This is a genomic window from Fluoribacter dumoffii NY 23 (assembly GCF_000236165.1).
GTDB lineage: Bacteria > Pseudomonadota > Gammaproteobacteria > Legionellales > Legionellaceae > Legionella > Legionella dumoffii.
The window spans coordinates 1,078,936-1,097,874 of record NZ_CM001373.1 but is presented as its reverse complement, the minus strand read 5'-3'; the positions used below and the strand labels follow the sequence as shown (position 1 = coordinate 1,097,874).

The window sequence follows — 18,939 nt, the reverse complement described above, 5'->3', positions numbered from 1 at the left end:
AGTAATTTTTTCACATGTCATATTCAGAAATGGTCTTGAATTAACAAGGAAGTCTTATGTCGGGAATGACAAACAGAAAAGAATTCAGTAAATCAATGCCACAAGGAATTGTTCCATTATTTTTTATTCAAATTGTCTCCACTCTAAGTTTTAGCGTTCTTTATTCGACTCTTGTATTATATATGGAAGGTAAATTGGGGCTTCAAATTAGCACCGCGAACAGTATTATGGGAGTTTTCATAGCATTCAATTACGGTTTGCATTTGCTTGGCGGTTTTTGGGGTGGGCGTTTACTTTCAAATCGGGCTTTATTTTGTACCGGAATGGCAGCACAAATTATAGGGTGCATCCTATTATCTTTAGGCGAGCTTTCTTTTCTTTACTATGGATTGGCCTTTTTTTTAACGGGATCTGGTTTAAATGTTACGTGTTTAAATTGTATGCTCACACAAAGATTTTCTCCTGAAGATACCCGCCGAGAGACTGCTTTCCTTATGAATTATGCCGGAATGAATATTGGCTTTTTTGTTGGTTTTAGCTTAAGCGGTATTTTTCAGCTAACCCAAAATTATGAGCGGCTGTTTTTATTGAGCAGCTTGGGTAATTTAATCGCTTTACTCATCTGTTTATATTGTTGGCACCAATTATCAGATAGGGAAACGAGTTTTTCTAACAAAGACAAGAGTTCTCAAAAAAAAGCCGCTCTTTTAGGATGTACCATGATTCTTGTACTTCCTCTCTTACTAAGTCAAATGTTGCAATATGCAGACTGGGCCAAAAAATTGGTCCTATTGACTGGGTTGATTATGTTGGGAGTCACTTTGTATTTGGCAAATCAACAACCAGTAAGAGAAGCAAGAAATAAGATAATCGCATTTGCTGTGTTGATGATTGTAGGGACAATTTTTTGGATGCTCTATCAAATAGCGCCTATGGGGCTTACCGTTTTTATTGATCATAATGTACAGCGTGAATATGCTAATTGGGTTATTCCGCCACAATGGTTCCAAAACATTAACACAGTAGCCATAGTTATTGGCGGCCCATTGTTAGGGGTAATTTTGCATAAAATGCGCCGGAAGGGGATACAAATTAATATTCCGACACAGTTTGCACTGGCATTACTCTTTATTGGAATTGCATTTGTCATATTACCCATAGGCATTGCCTATGCTAATTATGAAGGATTAGTAAATCCTTCCTGGATCATCATAAGTTACGTTATACAAAGTATTGGGGAACTTTTAATATCCCCGATTGGTTATGCTATGATAGGATACCTTGCCCCTTCCTCCTTGCAAGGTGTGATGATGGGAATGTGGATGCTTAATACGGGTGTGGGTGCGACATTATCCAGTTATAGTTCAAATTTGATGGTAGAAGGGCAAGACAGTATTTCACCCTTGGTAACTAACAGCGGCTACAGCCATGTGTTTTTAATGTTAGGGTTGTTTGCAATGGCCTCTTCCCTTGTACTTTTTATTCTCGTGCCAAAGCTGCGGGAATTAATCCAGGAAAAAAAAGGAACTGAACTAAAAGAAGCCAAAGGGATGGCTACAAATCGGGTTGTTGTATGTGAGTAATTTTTTTGTACCTATTAATAAGGCGGAGCTTGACTGGCATGATGCTCTGCCTTTTTCCACACACTATGATGATGTTTACCACTCCTCTGAAGGGGGTATAAATCAATCCTTACATGTATTTATTAATGGTAATGATTTAATCAATCGGTGGCAGTCCTTTTCTGAGGAAGAACCTAAAAGGTTTACCATTGCTGAAACAGGTTTTGGAATAGGTTTAAATTTCCTTGTTAGTTGGAGCTTGTGGGAACAATATGCACCAAAGTCATGCCAATTGCATTTTATTTCATGTGAAAAACATCCTTTATCGCTTGATGATTTAATAAAAAGTCTTGCAGCGTGGCCACAATTGGAACATTATGCACAGCAGCTTATAGCTGATTATCCTGTATTAACTCCGGGCTATCACTATTTGTCCTTTTGTGGTGGTAGAGTGAGTTTGACTTTAATGCTGGGGGATGCACTGGAGTGCTATGAGCAACTGTTAATTTGTGGCGAGTCATCACTAGAGAGTAAACTCAGAACGGCCTTTGTCGATGCATGGTTCCTTGACGGTTTTGCCCCTGCAAAAAATGCAAGCATGTGGTCGGAAGCCCTTATTAAAATTATTGCTCTGTTATCTCAAGAGAACTCCACTACACTCGCAACATACACAGCTGCAAGTTCAGTGAAAAAAGGCTTAAGTCAGAATGGATTTGTTGTTGAAAAAAGGAAAGGGTTTGGACGAAAACGCCATATGCTTTGTGCCCATCTGGCTAAAAGAGCGTTGAACAATGCAGCGAAACGTCACACTCCATGGCATGTGAGTGAACCTGAAAAATATTCCAGCAAATCGGCAATTATTTTAGGTGCGGGTTTGGCGGGTTGTTGTACTGCTTACGCACTTAACAAAAGAGGGTGGAAAGTTACACTTGTTGATGAGTTGCCTCAAGCCGGAAATGGAGGTTCCGCGAATCAGCAAGCGGTGTTATTCCCCAAGCTTTCTGCTTACAAGTCGCCCTTAACACAATTTATGCTAACTGCTTTTTTGTATGCTTCACGATTTTATCAACCGATTGTGAAACATGAAAAGATTGGAGAATTATGTGGTTCTTTATTACTTGCATACTCTGACAAGGAGAAAACCACTCAATCCAGCTTGCACTCTTGGCTTAATCATTATCCGGAATTGGGAACTTTAGTCGATATACAACAAGCTTCTGAGTTAGCAGGGCTTCCTCTAGAGAAACCAGGATTGTACATTCCTTTATCAGGATGGATAAACTCACCTGAGTTATGTCAGTTTTTGATTAATCGAGAGGGGATTTCCTTGCTCACTAATACTTCTGTAAACCAATTGGTGTTCGATAAAAAATGGATAATCAACAATTTGGAAGCCGAAGTACTCATTTTGGCTAATGGCTATAAGATTAACTCATTCAAGGAAACAAAACACTTGCCTGTGAATTCTATTCGAGGGCAAATGACTGCCATTGCATCAACAGAACAAAGTGCTTGTTTAAAACTCCCATTATGTGGTGAGGGACATGTTCTTCCTGCTCTTCAAGGGATGCATCATCTAGGCGCCACTTATGAGTTAAAAACTGCAGAGAATGTAATTAAATCCCAGGATGATCTGATTAATTTATCCAAGTTAAAACAATTAGTCCCAAAAACTCATTGGTCGGATGAGGTAAAAACTCATTGGGCAGGGATTAGAGCTTCAACACCAGATTACCTTCCTTTAGTCGGTAAAATTGCCAACGCGGAGCTATTTATCCAGCAATTTGCCTCATTGGAGACTAACGCAAAACGTTGGATAGCCCAGTCTGGCTCTTACTATCCTGGTCTTTATGCCTGTGCCGGGTTTGGTTCTCGAGGTCTTACGACCATTCCATTAAGTGCCGAATGGCTCGCCTCTTTTATCAACAAGGAAGTAAGTTGTTTACCGCGCAATTTAGAGCATGCTTTATCCCCATCTCGTTTTTTACGTAAAAATATAATACGTGGGGCTATTAAAATCGATTGAGATGAAATTCTCATTAGAGCATAATACTAAACCTACAGCTGGGGCGAAGTGAATTCTTGGAGTGTCTCATAAGGCAAATTCCAAATCCTTTGCCGGCTAAGTGATTCACATTAAGATCAAGGAGTGACAGTTAATGGCCGGTTCCATGGGCAAAGTCTTCAAACAGACAATTCATGAAAATAAACCTCTACCTATTTTAGGCACTATAAATGCTTATTCTGCCATGCTGGCCCAATTTGCTGGAGCTAAGGCAATTTATCTTTCAGGAGCAGGAGTTGCTAACGCTTCTTATGGGATACCCGATCTGGGTATGACCAATCTATCACAAGTGCTTGAAGATGCCCGCAGGATTACAGAAGCATCTCCGTTGCCACTACTTGTGGATGTTGATACTGGATGGGGGCATGCATTTAATATAGCCAGAACAGTTAAGCTCCTGGAAAAAACGGGGGTAGCAGCCATACATATTGAGGATCAGGTATTGGCAAAAAGATGTGGCCACAGACCTAATAAAGCTATTGTATCGATGAAAGAAATGGGAGATCGAATTAAATCAGCAGTAGATGCGCGCCAGGATTCCGACTTTGTCATTATGGCAAGAACAGATGCTTATGCCGTTGAAGGAATGAGTGCAGCCATTGAAAGGGCATTGTTTTGTGTGGAATTGGGCGCGGATATGATTTTCCCTGAGGCTATGGTCCGTCTTGAAGAATATCAAACCTTTACCCAAGCAGTATCGGTGCCTGTATTGGCGAATATTACCGAATTTGGTAAAACCCCTTTATTTAGTCGGGAAGAATTGCGGCAAGTCGGTGTCTCACTCATCCTTTATCCCTTAAGTGCCTTCAGGGCGATGTCCAAAGCCGCCTTAAATACATACAGGGCAATCCTTCAGGATGGGACACAAAAATCCATGCTTGATCAAATGCAAACACGAGAAGAATTATATGAGGTTCTTGGTTATTATCAATATGAACAAAAACTAGATCAATTGATGGAGGAAGACAATGAGTGTTAAAAGCGGCGGCTTAGCCGGTGTTATTGCGGGACAATCAGCTATTTGTACAGTTGGACTAGCGGGTAAGGGATTAAATTACAGGGGATACTCCATCGATGACCTGGCTGAATATGCCACATTTGAGGAAGTAGCCTATTTATTACTCTATGGAAAACTCCCTACCCAAACAGAATTAAATGATTATACAAAAAAACTGGTAAGCCTGAGAACATTGCCAGAGAGTTTAAAAACTGTACTTAAATTAATTCCTAAAAATACCCATCCTATGGATGTTTTGAGAACTGGATGCTCTTTTTTGGGAACAATAGAGCCTGAAGATAATTTTTCCCAACAAAACCATATTGCCGATCGTTTATTAGCATTATTCCCAGGAATGATGTGTTTCTGGTATGCATGGCATTTCCACAATAAAGAAATCTCGGGTATAAGTGAGGAAAATACAACCGGTGCTCATTTTCTTGCTTTATTACATGGTCGAAAACCAAGTAAATTAGAAGCTCAAATGATGAATGTTTCCTTAATTTTATATGCAGAACATGAGTTCAACGCCTCTACTTTTGCTGCACGTGTTACAGCTGCAACCCTTGCTGATTTTTATTCTGCAATCACGAGTGCAATTGGAACACTTCGCGGTCCCTTACATGGCGGAGCAAACGAAGCAGCAATGGAGCTTATCGAACGGTTTACGAGCCCGGATCAAGCCGAAACTGAATTAAAGCAAATGTTGAAAAATAAAGCGCTGATTATGGGATTTGGACATCGTGTGTACACCACCAGTGATCCTCGTTCTGATATTATTAAAAAATGGTCATTCAGACTGGGGGAGGAAAAGAGAGATCTTCTTTTGTATCATATTTCAGAGCGTATTGAAGAGGTCATGTGGAAAGAAAAGAAACTATTCCCCAATCTGGACTTTTATAGTGCTTCTGCATACCATTATTGCGGAATTCCCACATTTTTGTTCACCCCAATTTTTGTCATGTCTCGCATTACAGGATGGTCAGCACATGTGTTTGAACAAAGAACAAATAATAAACTGATAAGACCGACCTCTGAATACACTGGTCCTGAACCGCAAAAATTCCCAGCTATTGAAACGAGAGGATAGATAATTCATGTCATGAATGAACAATGAATCCGGATGCTGTGCAGCAGCTACCGAATTCTTTTCTTTCAGTACTTACCAGTAAATTATGCACAAGAGGTTATCATGCACGGTTATGTAGAAGATAATATTAAACCTGATTATGATCAGGTAATGGTTGAGATTGCAGATTATGTCTTAAACAAAAATATTGACAGTGCTTTAGCGTATGAGACAGCGCGTTTATGTCTTATGGATACACTGGGTTGCGGCATTCTCGCCTTGAATTTCCCTGAATGCACCAAATTGCTAGGCCCCGTGGTTCCAGGAGCTGTTCTTCCAGGTGCAGCACGGGTTCCTGGTACTGCATACGAGTTAGAGCCCATCCAGGCTGCTTTCAATATTGGCACTATGATTCGGTGGCTTGATTTTAATGATACATGGCTTGCAGCTGAATGGGGACATCCTTCTGATAATTTAGGTGCTATCCTCGCGGTTGCTGATTACATTTGTCGCCAAAATTGTGCCCAGGGGAAAGCGCCAATTTTAATGCAAGATGTACTCACTGCAATGATTAAGGCTCACGAAATTCAAGGGTGCCTTGCTCTTGAAAACAGTTTTAACCGGGTTGGGTTAGACCATGTTTTTTTAGTAAAAGTAGCTAGTGCAGCGGTTGCCGCTCATCTTTTTGGCGCTGATAGAGACATGATGTTAAGAACCCTGTCTCAAGTTTTTGTGGATGGTCAAAGTTTGCGAACCTACAGACATGCTCCGAATGCGGGTTCGAGAAAGTCGTGGGCTGCAGGGGATGCTACTTCACGAGCTGTACGATTGGCATTAATTGCTCGATCTGGAGAAATGGGGTATCCCAGTGCTTTAAGTGCTCCCACTTGGGGATTTTATGACGTTCTCTTTGAAAAGAAAGTCTTTAAATTTCAACGCCCCTATGGCAGTTATGTAATGGAAAACGTTTTGTTTAAATTATCTTATCCTGCTGAATTTCATGCTCAAACAGCTGTGGAATGCGCTGTAAAGTTGCATTCCCTGGTAAAAGATCGATTTAATGAGATTGCACGCATCGATTTGGTAACTCACGAATCAGCGATTCGAATAATCAGTAAGCAGGGCGCTTTACACAATCCGGCAGATAGAGATCATTGCTTACAGTACATGGTTGCTGTAGGTTTATTGTTCGGAGATTTAAAAGCTGAGCATTATGAAGATAATGTGGCTGCAGATCCGCGAATAGATGCATTACGTGAAAAAATGCATGTTACTGAAAACGAACAATTTTCTCGTGATTACCTTGATCCTGAAAAACGTTCGATCGCAAATAGCATCAAGATAGTGTTTAAAGATGGTACAGAAAGTGATTTGATTACAGTGGAATATCCCATCGGCCATAAACGGAGACGTGAGGAAGGTATCCCTGTTTTATTGAACAAATTCAAGAAGAATTTAAGTACTCAGTTTTCTGATGAACGTATTATGCGCATAATGCAAGCAATGAGTGATACCAATGCACTTGCTGCAATGAAAGTAGATGATTTTATGCAGTTATGGACTATATCCTGATTTGCTCTGCATGACTTCATCTTTTTTTCAGCCCGGGTCAATGCCCGGGTTGCTCCATTATGTCAAGCCCAATTAGGGCATTCCTTTCCTTATCCCAATTAAATGTATATAATTTGATCAAGTATCTCATGAGTATTCAGGGAGACGCTATGAACTCAAAACGGATTTATCTCTCTGTGTTATATACATTGTTGATGCTTGGATCGTCTTCTTTTGTAGCTCATGCAAGACCTCTTGATAGCAATTATTCTGCAAATGAAAAAATTGTATCTGTATATCTGCTTTTAGATAAACCCCAACAGCTGCAGCAATATGTTGAGGATTTGGCAAAGCTTAAAAAACCTAATTTCAATCGGGTGATTTTTTCATTTGTTCGACCAACATTAATTGATTATCAGACGGGAAGCCTTGCTGATACGGGTTTATTAGGATACTTTACGGATCATGACGGTAAAGGGGCGCAAGCTTTCAATGCTTTAAAAGCAGCAATTAAGTTATCCGAGGAAAAAAATATACAAACTTTCCTTTCTGTAGGAGGGTGGAATTACAGTTGTAATTTTGAAATAGCTAAAGATGCGTGTGGTCCTCATTCTTCCGCTGCCAATCGAATTTTTTATGATTGGTTTCCAGATCCTACTGATCGAGACCAAGCATCCAAAGCAAAGACATCCTATGCAAATCTTGTAAAATTAGCGAATGATTTAGGTGTAGACGGACTTGACATTGACTATGAAGAATTCTGGCATGCCGATGAGTATGCTGTGACATGGGGTCCAAGTTCAAGTGGCGAATGGTCCACCGGTATCGCCCAACAAATAATCGATTCTGGGGGGCCGACTTATAAGAACCTCATAGAGTATGGTACACACTCTGGCTCTTCCTTTGTTATGCCAAAAACAATTGATAAGTTGGATGCGATTTTGCATGCAATAATTGATGATCCTGGAGCAAAATATCTTAAATTTGCCACGGCTGCTCCTCCTGTAGGGGCCCGTCCAATTACCGGTTTTGTATATGGGGACAAATACCCGGATATCTATACCAAAGGCGGGCTTTGGTGGAAGGGGAATCTTAAAGGGTTATGGTATAACCTTACCAATAAAGATACGGCAATTGTTTCGCACTTCGATAGTTTGGGTTTGATGACCTACGATTTGTGTAGTGATATCCCGAGTGTGTGCGAACCTTATGCAGGAGGTCCTTTGGATTTGACTGGCCAAGTTAATGCTTATATGAAAGATTACACCAATTGGCTGCAAGCACAATGTGCAAGTAAACCCAGTCTAACTATTGATAACATCGGAAAAGTAACTTTCTTACCTGCAAAATATCATATTAATGCAAAAATTCAATTTGGCTTTGAAGTCAACCAGCCTGCCTATCCAAAAAATATTAATGGACAATTGCAGCTTACCAATCAATTGGTCAATAAGATTCTTGATGCACAAAAAGATAGTGGAGGTGTGATTATTTGGGAAATGTACTCCAAACAAAATACGGCTGTCCCTGATGCTACCACGGTGAAATATACCATTAATCAAAGTTGTAAGACCTTTTTAGCGCATGATCCGCGATATGATTGTAATGCGGATTTTCCGAGTACTCCTAAATAAGCCCTACATAATAGGTTGAGGCTTTTAAAACCCGCAGTAAGGTAAGGACTTTGGTTATATTTTACGTTGTAAACCTGATGCCGCGAGAATTTTGGTGGATATTTCCTCTATAGAATATTTAGTTGAATTGATGAAGGGAATTTTTTCCTTTTGGTACATCGCTTCCACTTCTTTTACTTCGAGGCGGCATTGTTCAGAAGAAGAGTATTTGCTGTTAGGCCTGCGCTCTGCTCTGATGTGTTGTAATCGTTGTGGATCAATGGTTAATCCAAAAAGTTTATTCTTGTAAGGCCTGAGTACCTCAGGTAATTTAAAGCCAATTATATCTTCCTCGGTAAAAGGATAATTAGCAGCTAAAATTCCATATTGGAGTGCCATATACAAGCAACTTGGGGTCTTCCCACAGCGGGAAACACCGATAAGAATGATGTCTGCTTTGTCATACCCTCTGGTTTTTACTCCGTCATCATGAGATAAGGCAAAATCAATTGCTTCAAGTCTATGTAAATAAAGCTTGCTGTTAACCACCCCATGGGTTCTTCCAACGGTGTAAGAAGATTTTTCATTGAGTTCTTCTTCCATAGGGCCAATAAAAGTACTAAACAAGTCAAATACCCGGGCATTAGCTTTTTTAATACAATTTCTGATTTGCGGGTCAATCAAAGTCATAAATACTAATGGTCTTATCCCTTGTTCCTCAAAAGCATGGTTAATTTGTTTAATCGCGTGTTCCGCTTTATTTAACGAATCCACATAGGGAATGGTTAATCGTTCAAATTTTATATTTTCAAATTGGGTAATCAAACTATGACCAAAAGTTTCTGCGGTGATTCCTGTACCATCGGAGATCATAAAAACATAACGCTTCATGTTTTGCCTTATATAATATGTTTAATATAGTTTAAAATGAATTAGTTAATATCACCAGTCAGTGTACTTATTTAGATCCATCTGCTATCTTAAAGTTAAGATAAGGCTACTTTAAGGTAATTATGGAACAAGATCGGTTTGGCAGTAACAGTAAGCTTTATATTCTGGGCATGATTTGCCTGGTTCTTTGCCTGGGCTTATTCTTTTTCAGTCTTTACATCTTGCCCTTCCTTCTTTGGGGTTTAAACTATAACGTGCCTGATTTTGTTTTAGATTTATTGAGCTCATTGCAGGATGACTATAATTATACTCCTGGAGCCAGTAAACTCATCGCCTGGCTCCTGTTCTTTGTTCCGAGTATGATTACTGGGCTAATTTCTTATTTTGTATCCAATCATATAGATAATAATCTTTATAAATCGGAAATGAATATTGAAGAGGTCTCTGAAAAGCCTCAAGGGAAACAAATCAGCAAAGAACTTAAAGAGTCGGCGGGCTTTGGGTTAAAGATTCTTGGATTAATGATTTTGATTGTAGTTGTGATTTTTTTGTTGCAGTATCTCATCCAATCAACATCATAGCAATTGGCAGGAGAAGTTATGGCCTATTTAAAACGTTGGAAAATTAAAAGAATCGTTAAGAAAATAAAAGCAATGCAAGCAAATCGGGTAAACAACCAACCCGGAGACGAAATGCTGAAAAAAGAAATTGCTTATTATTTTGAATTGGCATCCGTTTACAGCAAGTTAAAAGGCAGTAAAAAGTTTCCTTTTGCAAACCTAATGTACCAGGAATGTTATAGGGCAGCCGCAGGGCTGGATGATGCTGAGGCAAATTATCAATTAGGACAAATGGTACTTGAAGAAGCCAAGTTTCGGCAAAATTTGGAAAAGGAAGGTGTTTTTCAAAGCGAAGCCAACCTAAAAAAATGCAATCAGCTTTTCGAAGAGGCACATGCCTATTTATCAGCGGCAATTGCACTCGGTCATGTCGCTGCAAAACGATTAAGAGGTTTATGCTATATTAATGGCTGGGGTTTGGAGCCTGATAAAAAAGCCGGTTTTGAATTAATTGTAGCAAGTATTGAACAAGAAGGTTCTTGGGACAGGGTGCCCCAAATATTTGCAGCAATGGGCTTAAACAAACCTGAGTTTTTCTCACAGATTATGCAACGGCGAAAGTCCTCCTGAGTCAACTGATTGCTTCGCTTTTAAATCCGCACCTGGAGTCTTCCCGGAGTCCAGGATTTCCCCATATTTCTCTAAGATAAAATAAATTGCGTATCTAAATAAATCGTCAATTATTTGCGAACCTATATCCTAGCCTCTTGAACTTATTAATAATCATGCTACTTTTGGCGATCTGGGAGGATTGCTCTATAAAAATGCTAATGCTGGAGTTTATCTTACGTTTGGCAAGGAAATTCAGCATTTACCAGCTTGTCTCATGCCGCATTATTTTATGAGCATCTCTCAAAATTTGTTTAAATAAAACTGTGTGGTAGGCAGAAAAAGGGATCTCAAAGCAGCGATATTTCTCGCTAATTCTGAATCTTGTGAAATAGGTTAACGGGTTTTAAGGAATAAAGTAGATGAATATTTTAATTATGGGAGGCCGGGCGCCAGCTACTCTGGATATTATGCGGAGCCTAATGAATCAGGGATACCAGGTTTATAGCGCCGAAAGTATGCTTTTTCCACTAGCGCGATGTGTTAAAGGAATAAAGAAACATTTTGTTATTCCCAAACCGAACCAAGATTTAAGCGTTTTCTTAAAGGCAGTCAAAGATATTGTGATTCAATATAAAATTGATCTCCTTATTCCCACCTGCGAAGAAATTTTTTACATAAGCCAGGGTTATGAGGATTTATCAAAGCACACTAAAATATTCGCTGAACCTTTCGAACGTTTGGAGCAATTGCATAATAAATTTTCTTTCAACCAGCTTGTAAAAGAATATGGTTTGAATGCCCCGCAAAGTTGGTTAATCACTACAGACAAGGACAAGCAAACTCTTCCTGCGGATAGAGAGCTTGTTTTAAAGCCCGTTTTCCCCATTTTTGGTTCCCGTACCCTCATTAAACCTACCCCAAAGGCCATAACAGATTTAGCCATTAAAGAACCTTATATTGCCCAGCAATTTATTCAAGGGAAAGAATACAGTGCCTATGCAATTGCCCATAAAGGGGAAGTATTGATTCAGTCTTGTTATCACTCTGTATACAACGCAGGCCGTTCTACGGGTATTTATTTTGAACCTGCAGAAATCAAACCAATCAATGAATTTATAAAAACCTTTTGTAAACGTTTCCAATTTAGCGGACAGATTGCTTTTGATTTTATTATCATGAATGAAAAAGCATACGTTTTGGAGTGTAATCCGCGATTAACAAGCGGGTTTCATTTTTTAACAGATAAAATTGACTGGCATACCATTTTAAGTGGACAACGCCAATATGACATCCCGAACATGCAGCATATGCAGCCTTTTATGCTTGGCCAGGGAATGTTGATTTACAGCCTCAAATATTTGCTAAAAAAACCGGGACGATTCGTTAAGGATTACCGAAGAGCTCATGACGTTTTAAAAAACAAAGCATACCCCTGGCTAAGGTTTAAAAGTACCTTAACCATGCTCAATGTGCTTTGTCGGGCAATCAGGGTAAAAAAAGGAATTTATCTCGCTTCAACCTATGATATTGATTTTAATGGCAATAGAAATCCATCCGGTTAAACATTTTAAATTACTCTTGTTCTAATTTGTTAGAATCCGGATTGGTCCTAGCTCTAATCCGGCAATTCTGCATGAAAGATAGACCAGTTAAATGCATTTGCCTGGTCTTGCATAAATCTGTTTCTATTTTTGCCTATACTTTAAATAGTCTGGTCTCCAAGGAAACAAAGAATGAAAAGAATTATATTGAGCAGTATAGGATTATTATTCATTGCACAATCAGCTTTGGGTTTACCTATGGCCAATTCAGATGTAAATAAAACGCTGTTACCGTCATCTTTCCCTGTTTATATCCTCGGGGATGATGGGGTTATAAACCATCCTTATCCTGGCGCAGACCGTGCGATTTTACCCACTGATAACAGTTATACCATGGCACCTGGCTGTTATATTGCTTGCTATTCCCACAATCGGGGTGTTTACCCTGTTGCCCCAGATATTTTTGTGATGGGTCAAATTCGTGTGCAGGGGGAATATCTAGGACGGATTTGCCAGCCTAAGGGATACAAAGGAATGGATATTAGCAAAGCAGAGAAATTTAAATTTCTCTGTTCTGAAAAGTTTAATACATGTAAAAATAATACCTGTTGGGCAGGGGGTGATACAGGTGGGTGGTTTGGTATTAAATAGAGATCTTTTGACTGAATCTGCCCCAGATTTTTACTGTTTGTGCCTGCATTACGTTTCATAAGATAAGGAGCAGAAAAAGAATGAAAATTGCAGTTTGTAGTGATGAACTTTATCCTGTTAATGAGTTTATTGTGCACGAGCTTGAACGTTTAGGACATCAGGTTATTCCCTTTGGAGCAGTTAAAACACATCAGAGCGAGCCCTGGATACAATCTGCTCGAGATGCTGCTGAGGCAATCCATCATGGTGCGTGTGATGAAGGAATTTTCTTTTGTTGGACAGGTACTGGTATTTCGATGGTAGCGAATAAAATTCCGGGAATAAGAGCTGCACTTTGTACCGATGCCCAAACGGCAAAAGGGGCGAGGATTTGGAACCGAGCGAATGTTTTAGCGCTGTCCAACCGTCTGTTGACTGTGGATTTGGCGAAGGAGATTTTGGATTCATGGTTTAATACAAAACTTGATGCACAAGGCTCTCGTGTGATTCAGGATATTGAAGACCTTGAGCGGAAGTATCAGAAGTAAGCCTCCAAGTCTTTCTGAAAACTCAAAATTCTTTCGATATAAAATCTTGTACAATACAGCCATTTCAGGATAAATTAGAATTTTGCCTGCACGATAAGGTTTTTATGTTAAAAAGGGACATTTCAACAACAAATATTTTAATTGCCTCTGCAGGCGGAATGATTGGTTCCGGTTGGTTATTTAGCCCATTCATCAGTGCGCAAATGGCGGGCAGTAATTCGCTGGTGTCATGGGTTATTGCGACCATTTTCATGCTCTTTATCGCACTTCCTCTATGTGAACTGGGAACTATGTTCCCCATTTCTGGAGGAATGTCTAATTATCCGACGTTTACCCATGGTAAAGAGGTTGGATTTTTATTTGCCTGGACATCATGGTTGTCTTATGTTGTGATGACCCCTATAGAAATTCAGGCTATATTACAATATTCAAGCCATTTTTTTCCAATACTTATTGTTAAGGAAGCATCAGTATTTACCCTTTCGGGGTACGGTTATCTTGCAGCAATGGCCATCATGCTCTTTGTTGTAATATTAAATTCCTACGGAATTAAATTACTCGTTGAGTGCAACAAATACGCAAGTATTATTAAATTCATACTGCCAAGTATCGCCATAGTCTCTTTACTTCAGGTCGCACCAACTCTGGATAATGTTAAAATTGATTTGTCCAATAAAGAAAGCTGGATAAATATTTTCACGGCTCTTTCTGCTGGAGGTGTTGCCTTTGCTTTTACCGGGTTTCAAAATGGCCTGATATTGGCAGGAGAAGTAAAAAATCCTCAACGAAACATTCCTATTGCTATATTAGGTGCGGTACTTATTGGATTTGTTCTGTATTTCATGTTGGAATTAAGTTTTATCGCTGCGGTACCCCAAAAATACCTAAATCACGGCTGGCAGGCCCTGAGTTATCCTGGAGATAGTGGTCCTTTAGTAGGTCTCACTTTGCTTTTAGGGCTAGGTGTTGTGGCTACTTTGCTATTAATCGATGCTGCGTTTTCTCCATTTGGAACAACCCTAGTCTATACAGCGGCAACTTCACGCATTCTATATGGAATGGCGTTAAATGATCACTTGCCTAAAGTATTCCTAAAGGTAAACCGTCATAAAATTCCTTACGTTACTCTTTATGCTAATTTACTTGTTGGGATGCTTTCATTTCTCCCGTTTCCTGGATGGCAAAAATTAGTCGCTTTTCTTTCCTCTGCAAGTATTTTGTCCTACAGTATTGGCCCTATATGCCTTTTGGCAATGCGTAAACTACAGCCTCAAACACCTAGACCCTTTAGGCTTTCAGGCGCATTATTTTGCTCTCATGTTGCCTTTTATTTTTGTAATTTAATGTTGTATTGGTGCGGGTTTTCAATCATATGGAAGTTGGATATCGCATTATTAATCGGCATTCTTATCTATTGTGTCTATCATCGTAAGAACACCTGGGATAATAGTCCACTTTTATACTGGTTCGTATTTTATATGGTTACCCTGCTTTTAGTGTCCTATTTAGGTAATTTTGGAGGCATAGGAGTATTAAAGTTCCCTTATGATGTATTGGGATTGTTACCTTTAAGTATTTTTATTCTTTATTCCTCCCAAAGATTGTTGAGTCCTGAGCGGCATGCGCATGTAGACTCCATTGCAGAGGAATCAGCTACCATACTTGAGGATAAAATTCTTACTTAATGATATTCGTGTATTTAAATACTGAGAATCAGAAAAAAATAAAGCAAGTTTTATCCTCTGTGAAATACTTGAAATTAGGGGTTGCACTTCGGCTCTGAATGCGTAAAGCTATACTTTATGTTCATATCAGGATAAAAGTCGTGCGCTATTCTACTTATTTAGGGATCTTTGCTGCATTTTTCTTTAACCAGATTGGCAACTCTCAAACACTCTCAGAAAAAATAGATGGAATTATTGCACATCAACTCCCTCATGCAACTGTGGGTATTCTTATTAAAGAAGCCCAAACAGGGCAGGTTGTTTATACTAAAAACGCTGATAAACTTTTGTCTCCAGCAAGCGGCATAAAGTTATTTACAGCCGCCGCAGCCCTTTATCAATTAAAGTCAGACTATCGTTTTACAACAACGCTATCCCGGAAAAATCAGGATTATTATCTTCAATTCACGGGCTCTCCCTCTTTAACGGCAAATAATTTAACCTCGTTAATCCTAAATTTGAGAAAAAATAATATAAACTCAATAAAAGGTAATTTGATAATTGATAGCTCCCAATACCAACCCCCCAATTATCCAAGTGGAACTTCATACGACGATTTGGGATGGTATTATGCTGCTCCCGACACCGCTGCAATTTTAAATGAAAATAAAGTAGCTTATGAGCTAATTAGCGCCAAAGAGTTAGGTCAGACTGCAACAATCAAATCCAAAAATTTCCCTAAGGTGCTGACGCTTGTCAATGAAGTCATTACCGTGAGTAAAGAGGAAGAAAAAGATCATTGTAGCCTGAATCTTGAAACGAAACCCAATAATACTATCCATATATATGGTTGTATGATCCAGGATAAAAATCCGAAATTAATCGAACTTGCTGTTCCTGAACCTGTTTTATGGGTGAAGCAAGTGCTCAAAAGTGCTATTGTCAAGAGCGGTATCGCTTTCAAAGGAAAAATTACTACAGGAAAAACCCCGAATGGGGCTGATTTTATTGCAAGCTTACAATCAAAACCGCTCAGTAAACTCATCGCTTTTATGCTGCAGCAGTCAGATAATCTTTATGCAAACAGTTTAACCAAAAAATTGGGTTACACGTTAACTGGAAAGGGCACCCATAAACAAGGCGCTTTTGCAATTAAAAAAATACTTTCTGAGCATACGCATCTGGATTTTAAGCAAATGGATCTCGTGGATGGTGAGGGAACCCGTTATAATTTAGTGACTGCAGAACAAATGGTCATTTTGCTTAATGATCTTTATCATGATCCCAATATGAAAGCGGTTTTTTTCAAAGCATTACCCCAGTCTGGTGTTTCAGGGACTTTAAAGGATCGAATGAAAAAAACCATGCTTGAGAAAAAGGTATATGCCAAAACTGGCTCAATGCATGATATTTCCTCCTTATCAGGCTTCATGATTAATCCTGCTGAAAAGACATTTATCTTTTCCATTATTATTAATGGGGTAAATCAGCGTTTGGAAAAGGCCAAATCACTTGAGGAAAAAATTTTATTGGCTTTAGATGAATACAGTTTAGAGAATAGCCCAACCTGATTCTTTATTGGTAAACGGTATAAATAGTCTCCAACTTTATTTCATGAATTTAGCAGGGGAAAAACTAAAACTGATTCACTTTAAGAACAATTCCCTAACTTTTTTGTCTTTCTTAAATTAGAATGGACCCAGAGTATTTTTTAAAGGTAACAACTATGAACACGGAAAAACTTTTTTCTTATGGCACATTACGCTATGAATCGGTGCAATTAAGCAACTTTGGAAGAAAGTTATATGGCACCACAGACAGTCTTCCTGGTTTTGGTATGTCTAAAGTAAAAATTCATAATTCACAGGTCATTGCTGCCAGCGGTGAAGACGAACATCCCATTATTACTTACACTGGAAAAGTCTCTGATAATGTAGAAGGGATGGTTTTTGATGTGAGTACCGAAGAATTAGAAAAAGCAGATTCTTATGAGGTGGCTGATTACAAAAGGATTCAGGTTACCCTTAGTTCCGGTGTATGTGCCTGGGTTTATGTACATTGTGAAAGCATCGAATAAGATGGTTTAAACGAACCCATGCTCTGGGGATTAAAACAACCCGGGTTATGCCTTATGCATTTCCCAGGTTAGGCTCCTGTTACGAATGAAATGAGCGATGCTCATCTTTAACCCATCTCATTAGCAGTGCTCCAATTATTTGGAACAAAGGTAAAACAGACAGTGCTATATGATAACTAAATAGTGAAAAATCATGAGAGGCTCCTGCATTACTAAAAACGTCAAGAAATTTTCCTATCAAAGGTTCTGTAACCGCATCCAGGAAGGCATCGCTGGCATTAATTAAGGATGTTGCTGTCCCTGCCAGATACAATGGGTTTGATTCTTTTCCAATCACAAATACGATAGGAAATGCCCCCAAACTAAAACCAAAAAGAAAAAGTAATATACTCAACAGCCAAATTGGCATGGGATGTGCGTAAATCACCAAGGTAATGGATAAAGCAGAGATCAAAGTGCTGTAAAACATAAACGCACAACGGTTTTGTATGCGATTGATGAATAAAGCAAAGAGAGGACATGCAATTGCCAGTCCTACAAAAACTAATGAAATAAGGGAAGGGGCAACCAGTTTATCTAAATGATACGCCTTCTGTAAAAATGGATTACCCCATAAACCGCAAAAAATAACTATTGGTGAGAATGCCAAGCCACTAAATCCTGTTAATAACCAGTTTTGTTTATTTTTTACAATTAATAAAATGTCTTGCCAGAGATGTGGATTTTTCGAAGAGGGCTGGGGTTCTTTTGTTGATTTTTCAGGTGAAAAGGAAGGTTTATCTTTAACAATAAGCAAAAATAATATAGCTAAAATGATGCCTAGCCAGGCTACATTAGTTAAGCTGGCTCTCCATCCGATTTGACTTACTAACCAGGCCAATGGCATTTGTCCAAAAATCGCCCCGATCATCGCAGCAGTGACAAGTAACGAGGTTAATAATGCGTAATATTTTTTGGGAAACCATACTGCGGATAATTTGAAATATGCAATGGAGGCAAAAGAAACACCAACTCCTGTTAAAGCACGACCCCAAATGGCTGCATTAAGTTCCTGAGCTTGAGAAAAAATATAAATTCCCAAAGCGCAACAAAAAATCGCTCCTGTGGTAACCCATCGAGTACCATAGCGGTCAAGCACAATCCCTACAAATAAAGGCACGATTAGATATGTCCAGAAGTACACCCCTGATAAAACCCCCAGGCCTAATCCTTGCAGATGGAACGTCTCCATTAATTGTTGGGGCATAACACTCGGAAAATTTTGCAGGATGTATTTATAAAATAAAAATCCGGCACATAAACTGATGATAAAAATAGCGCGATAACTAATTTGTAGCTGGTGTTTCTGCGATGCTTCTGCATCATTCGCGTTTTCCATGTAAATCTCCTCAGGTAGTTAATCATATCACTCGATTATTTAGCCTTCTCCCTAGAGAGGCCAATAATCAAACGCAACTCTAGGGTGAGGAGAGAAAGACCACGACCACCACAACAATAACTGAGATAACAGAAGAAATAGTACGCACCAACTCAACAGAGTTCCTGAAAGAAAATTGATG

At 39.1% G+C, this 18,939-nt stretch carries 16 protein-coding genes; 14 read left to right on the top strand and 2 right to left on the bottom strand.

All coding sequences use genetic code 11. The features are described 5' to 3' along the window. Positions 1-56 precede the first annotated feature (56 nt). The 6 genes from KYQ_RS05050 (at position 57) to KYQ_RS05025 (ending at position 8,878) form a co-directional block, all read left to right on the top strand. On the top strand, positions 57-1,583 hold the full coding sequence (locus tag KYQ_RS05050) for a peptide MFS transporter (protein WP_010653651.1): 1,527 nt from the start codon (positions 57-59) through the stop codon (positions 1,581-1,583). Continuing rightward, positions 1,576-3,588, top strand: a complete 2,013-nt coding sequence (mnmC, locus tag KYQ_RS05045; RefSeq protein ID WP_010653652.1) for a bifunctional tRNA (5-methylaminomethyl-2-thiouridine)(34)-methyltransferase MnmC2/FAD-dependent 5-carboxymethylaminomethyl-2-thiouridine(34) oxidoreductase MnmC1 — start codon at positions 1,576-1,578, stop codon at positions 3,586-3,588. The genes KYQ_RS05050 and mnmC overlap by 8 nt, the downstream gene beginning before the upstream one ends. Positions 3,589-3,721: 133 nt before the next feature. Further along, entirely contained in the window at positions 3,722-4,606 is an 885-nt protein-coding gene (prpB, locus tag KYQ_RS05040; protein ID WP_010653653.1) for a methylisocitrate lyase, read from the top strand. Next, entirely contained in the window at positions 4,596-5,714 is a 1,119-nt protein-coding gene (prpC, locus tag KYQ_RS05035) for a bifunctional 2-methylcitrate synthase/citrate synthase (protein ID WP_010653654.1), read from the top strand. The genes prpB and prpC overlap by 11 nt, the downstream gene beginning before the upstream one ends. Before the next feature lie 102 nt (positions 5,715-5,816). Further along, a complete protein-coding gene (locus KYQ_RS05030) occupies positions 5,817-7,265 on the top strand; it encodes a bifunctional 2-methylcitrate dehydratase/aconitate hydratase (RefSeq protein ID WP_010653655.1) in 1,449 nt (482 codons plus the stop codon). Positions 7,266-7,414: 149 nt separating this feature from the next. Further along, positions 7,415-8,878, top strand: a complete 1,464-nt coding sequence (locus KYQ_RS05025; protein ID WP_019349705.1) for a glycoside hydrolase family 18 protein — start codon at positions 7,415-7,417, stop codon at positions 8,876-8,878. Between the two features lie 54 nt (positions 8,879-8,932). On the opposite strand, the gene ppsR is transcribed toward KYQ_RS05025, so the two are convergent. Then, positions 8,933-9,748, bottom strand: a complete 816-nt coding sequence (gene ppsR / locus KYQ_RS05020) for a posphoenolpyruvate synthetase regulatory kinase/phosphorylase PpsR (RefSeq protein WP_010653657.1) — start codon at positions 9,746-9,748, stop codon at positions 8,933-8,935. A 122-nt stretch (positions 9,749-9,870) separates the two neighbouring features. On the opposite strand from ppsR, the gene KYQ_RS05015 reads away from it, so the two are divergent. The 8 genes from KYQ_RS05015 to KYQ_RS04980 all read left to right on the top strand — a co-directional run bounded on the left by KYQ_RS05015 (position 9,871) and on the right by KYQ_RS04980 (position 17,380). Beyond that, complete coding sequence (locus tag KYQ_RS05015; protein ID WP_010653658.1) at positions 9,871-10,329, top strand: hypothetical protein; 459 nt, start codon at positions 9,871-9,873, stop codon at positions 10,327-10,329. An 18-nt stretch (positions 10,330-10,347) separates the two neighbouring features. Next, entirely contained in the window at positions 10,348-10,938 is a 591-nt protein-coding gene (locus KYQ_RS05010; RefSeq protein ID WP_010653659.1) for an SEL1-like repeat protein, read from the top strand. Positions 10,939-11,339: 401 nt separating this feature from the next. Continuing rightward, on the top strand, positions 11,340-12,482 hold the full coding sequence (locus tag KYQ_RS05005; RefSeq protein ID WP_010653660.1) for an ATP-grasp domain-containing protein: 1,143 nt from the start codon (positions 11,340-11,342) through the stop codon (positions 12,480-12,482). A 171-nt stretch (positions 12,483-12,653) separates the two neighbouring features. Further along, entirely contained in the window at positions 12,654-13,112 is a 459-nt protein-coding gene (locus KYQ_RS05000) for a hypothetical protein (RefSeq protein WP_010653661.1), read from the top strand. Between the two features lie 80 nt (positions 13,113-13,192). Then, positions 13,193-13,639 (top strand): RpiB/LacA/LacB family sugar-phosphate isomerase, encoded by a 447-nt coding sequence (locus tag KYQ_RS04995; RefSeq protein ID WP_010653662.1) that lies wholly within the window; start codon positions 13,193-13,195, stop codon positions 13,637-13,639. A 104-nt stretch (positions 13,640-13,743) separates the two neighbouring features. Then, positions 13,744-15,324 (top strand): APC family permease, encoded by a 1,581-nt coding sequence (locus tag KYQ_RS04990; RefSeq protein ID WP_010653663.1) that lies wholly within the window; start codon positions 13,744-13,746, stop codon positions 15,322-15,324. A 140-nt stretch (positions 15,325-15,464) separates the two neighbouring features. Further along, entirely contained in the window at positions 15,465-16,874 is a 1,410-nt protein-coding gene (gene dacB / locus KYQ_RS04985) for a D-alanyl-D-alanine carboxypeptidase/D-alanyl-D-alanine endopeptidase (RefSeq protein WP_019349704.1), read from the top strand. Positions 16,875-17,029: 155 nt separating this feature from the next. Continuing rightward, positions 17,030-17,380 carry a gamma-glutamylcyclotransferase family protein gene (locus KYQ_RS04980; protein WP_010653665.1) on the top strand — a complete coding sequence of 117 codons (351 nt, stop codon included), beginning with the start codon at positions 17,030-17,032 and terminating at the stop codon, positions 17,378-17,380. Between the two features lie 79 nt (positions 17,381-17,459). On the opposite strand, the gene KYQ_RS04975 is transcribed toward KYQ_RS04980, so the two are convergent. Beyond that, positions 17,460-18,758: an MFS transporter gene (locus tag KYQ_RS04975; RefSeq protein WP_010653666.1), complete on the bottom strand. Its 1,299-nt coding sequence runs from the start codon at positions 18,756-18,758 to the stop codon at positions 17,460-17,462. Between the last annotated feature and the right edge of the window lie 181 nt (positions 18,759-18,939).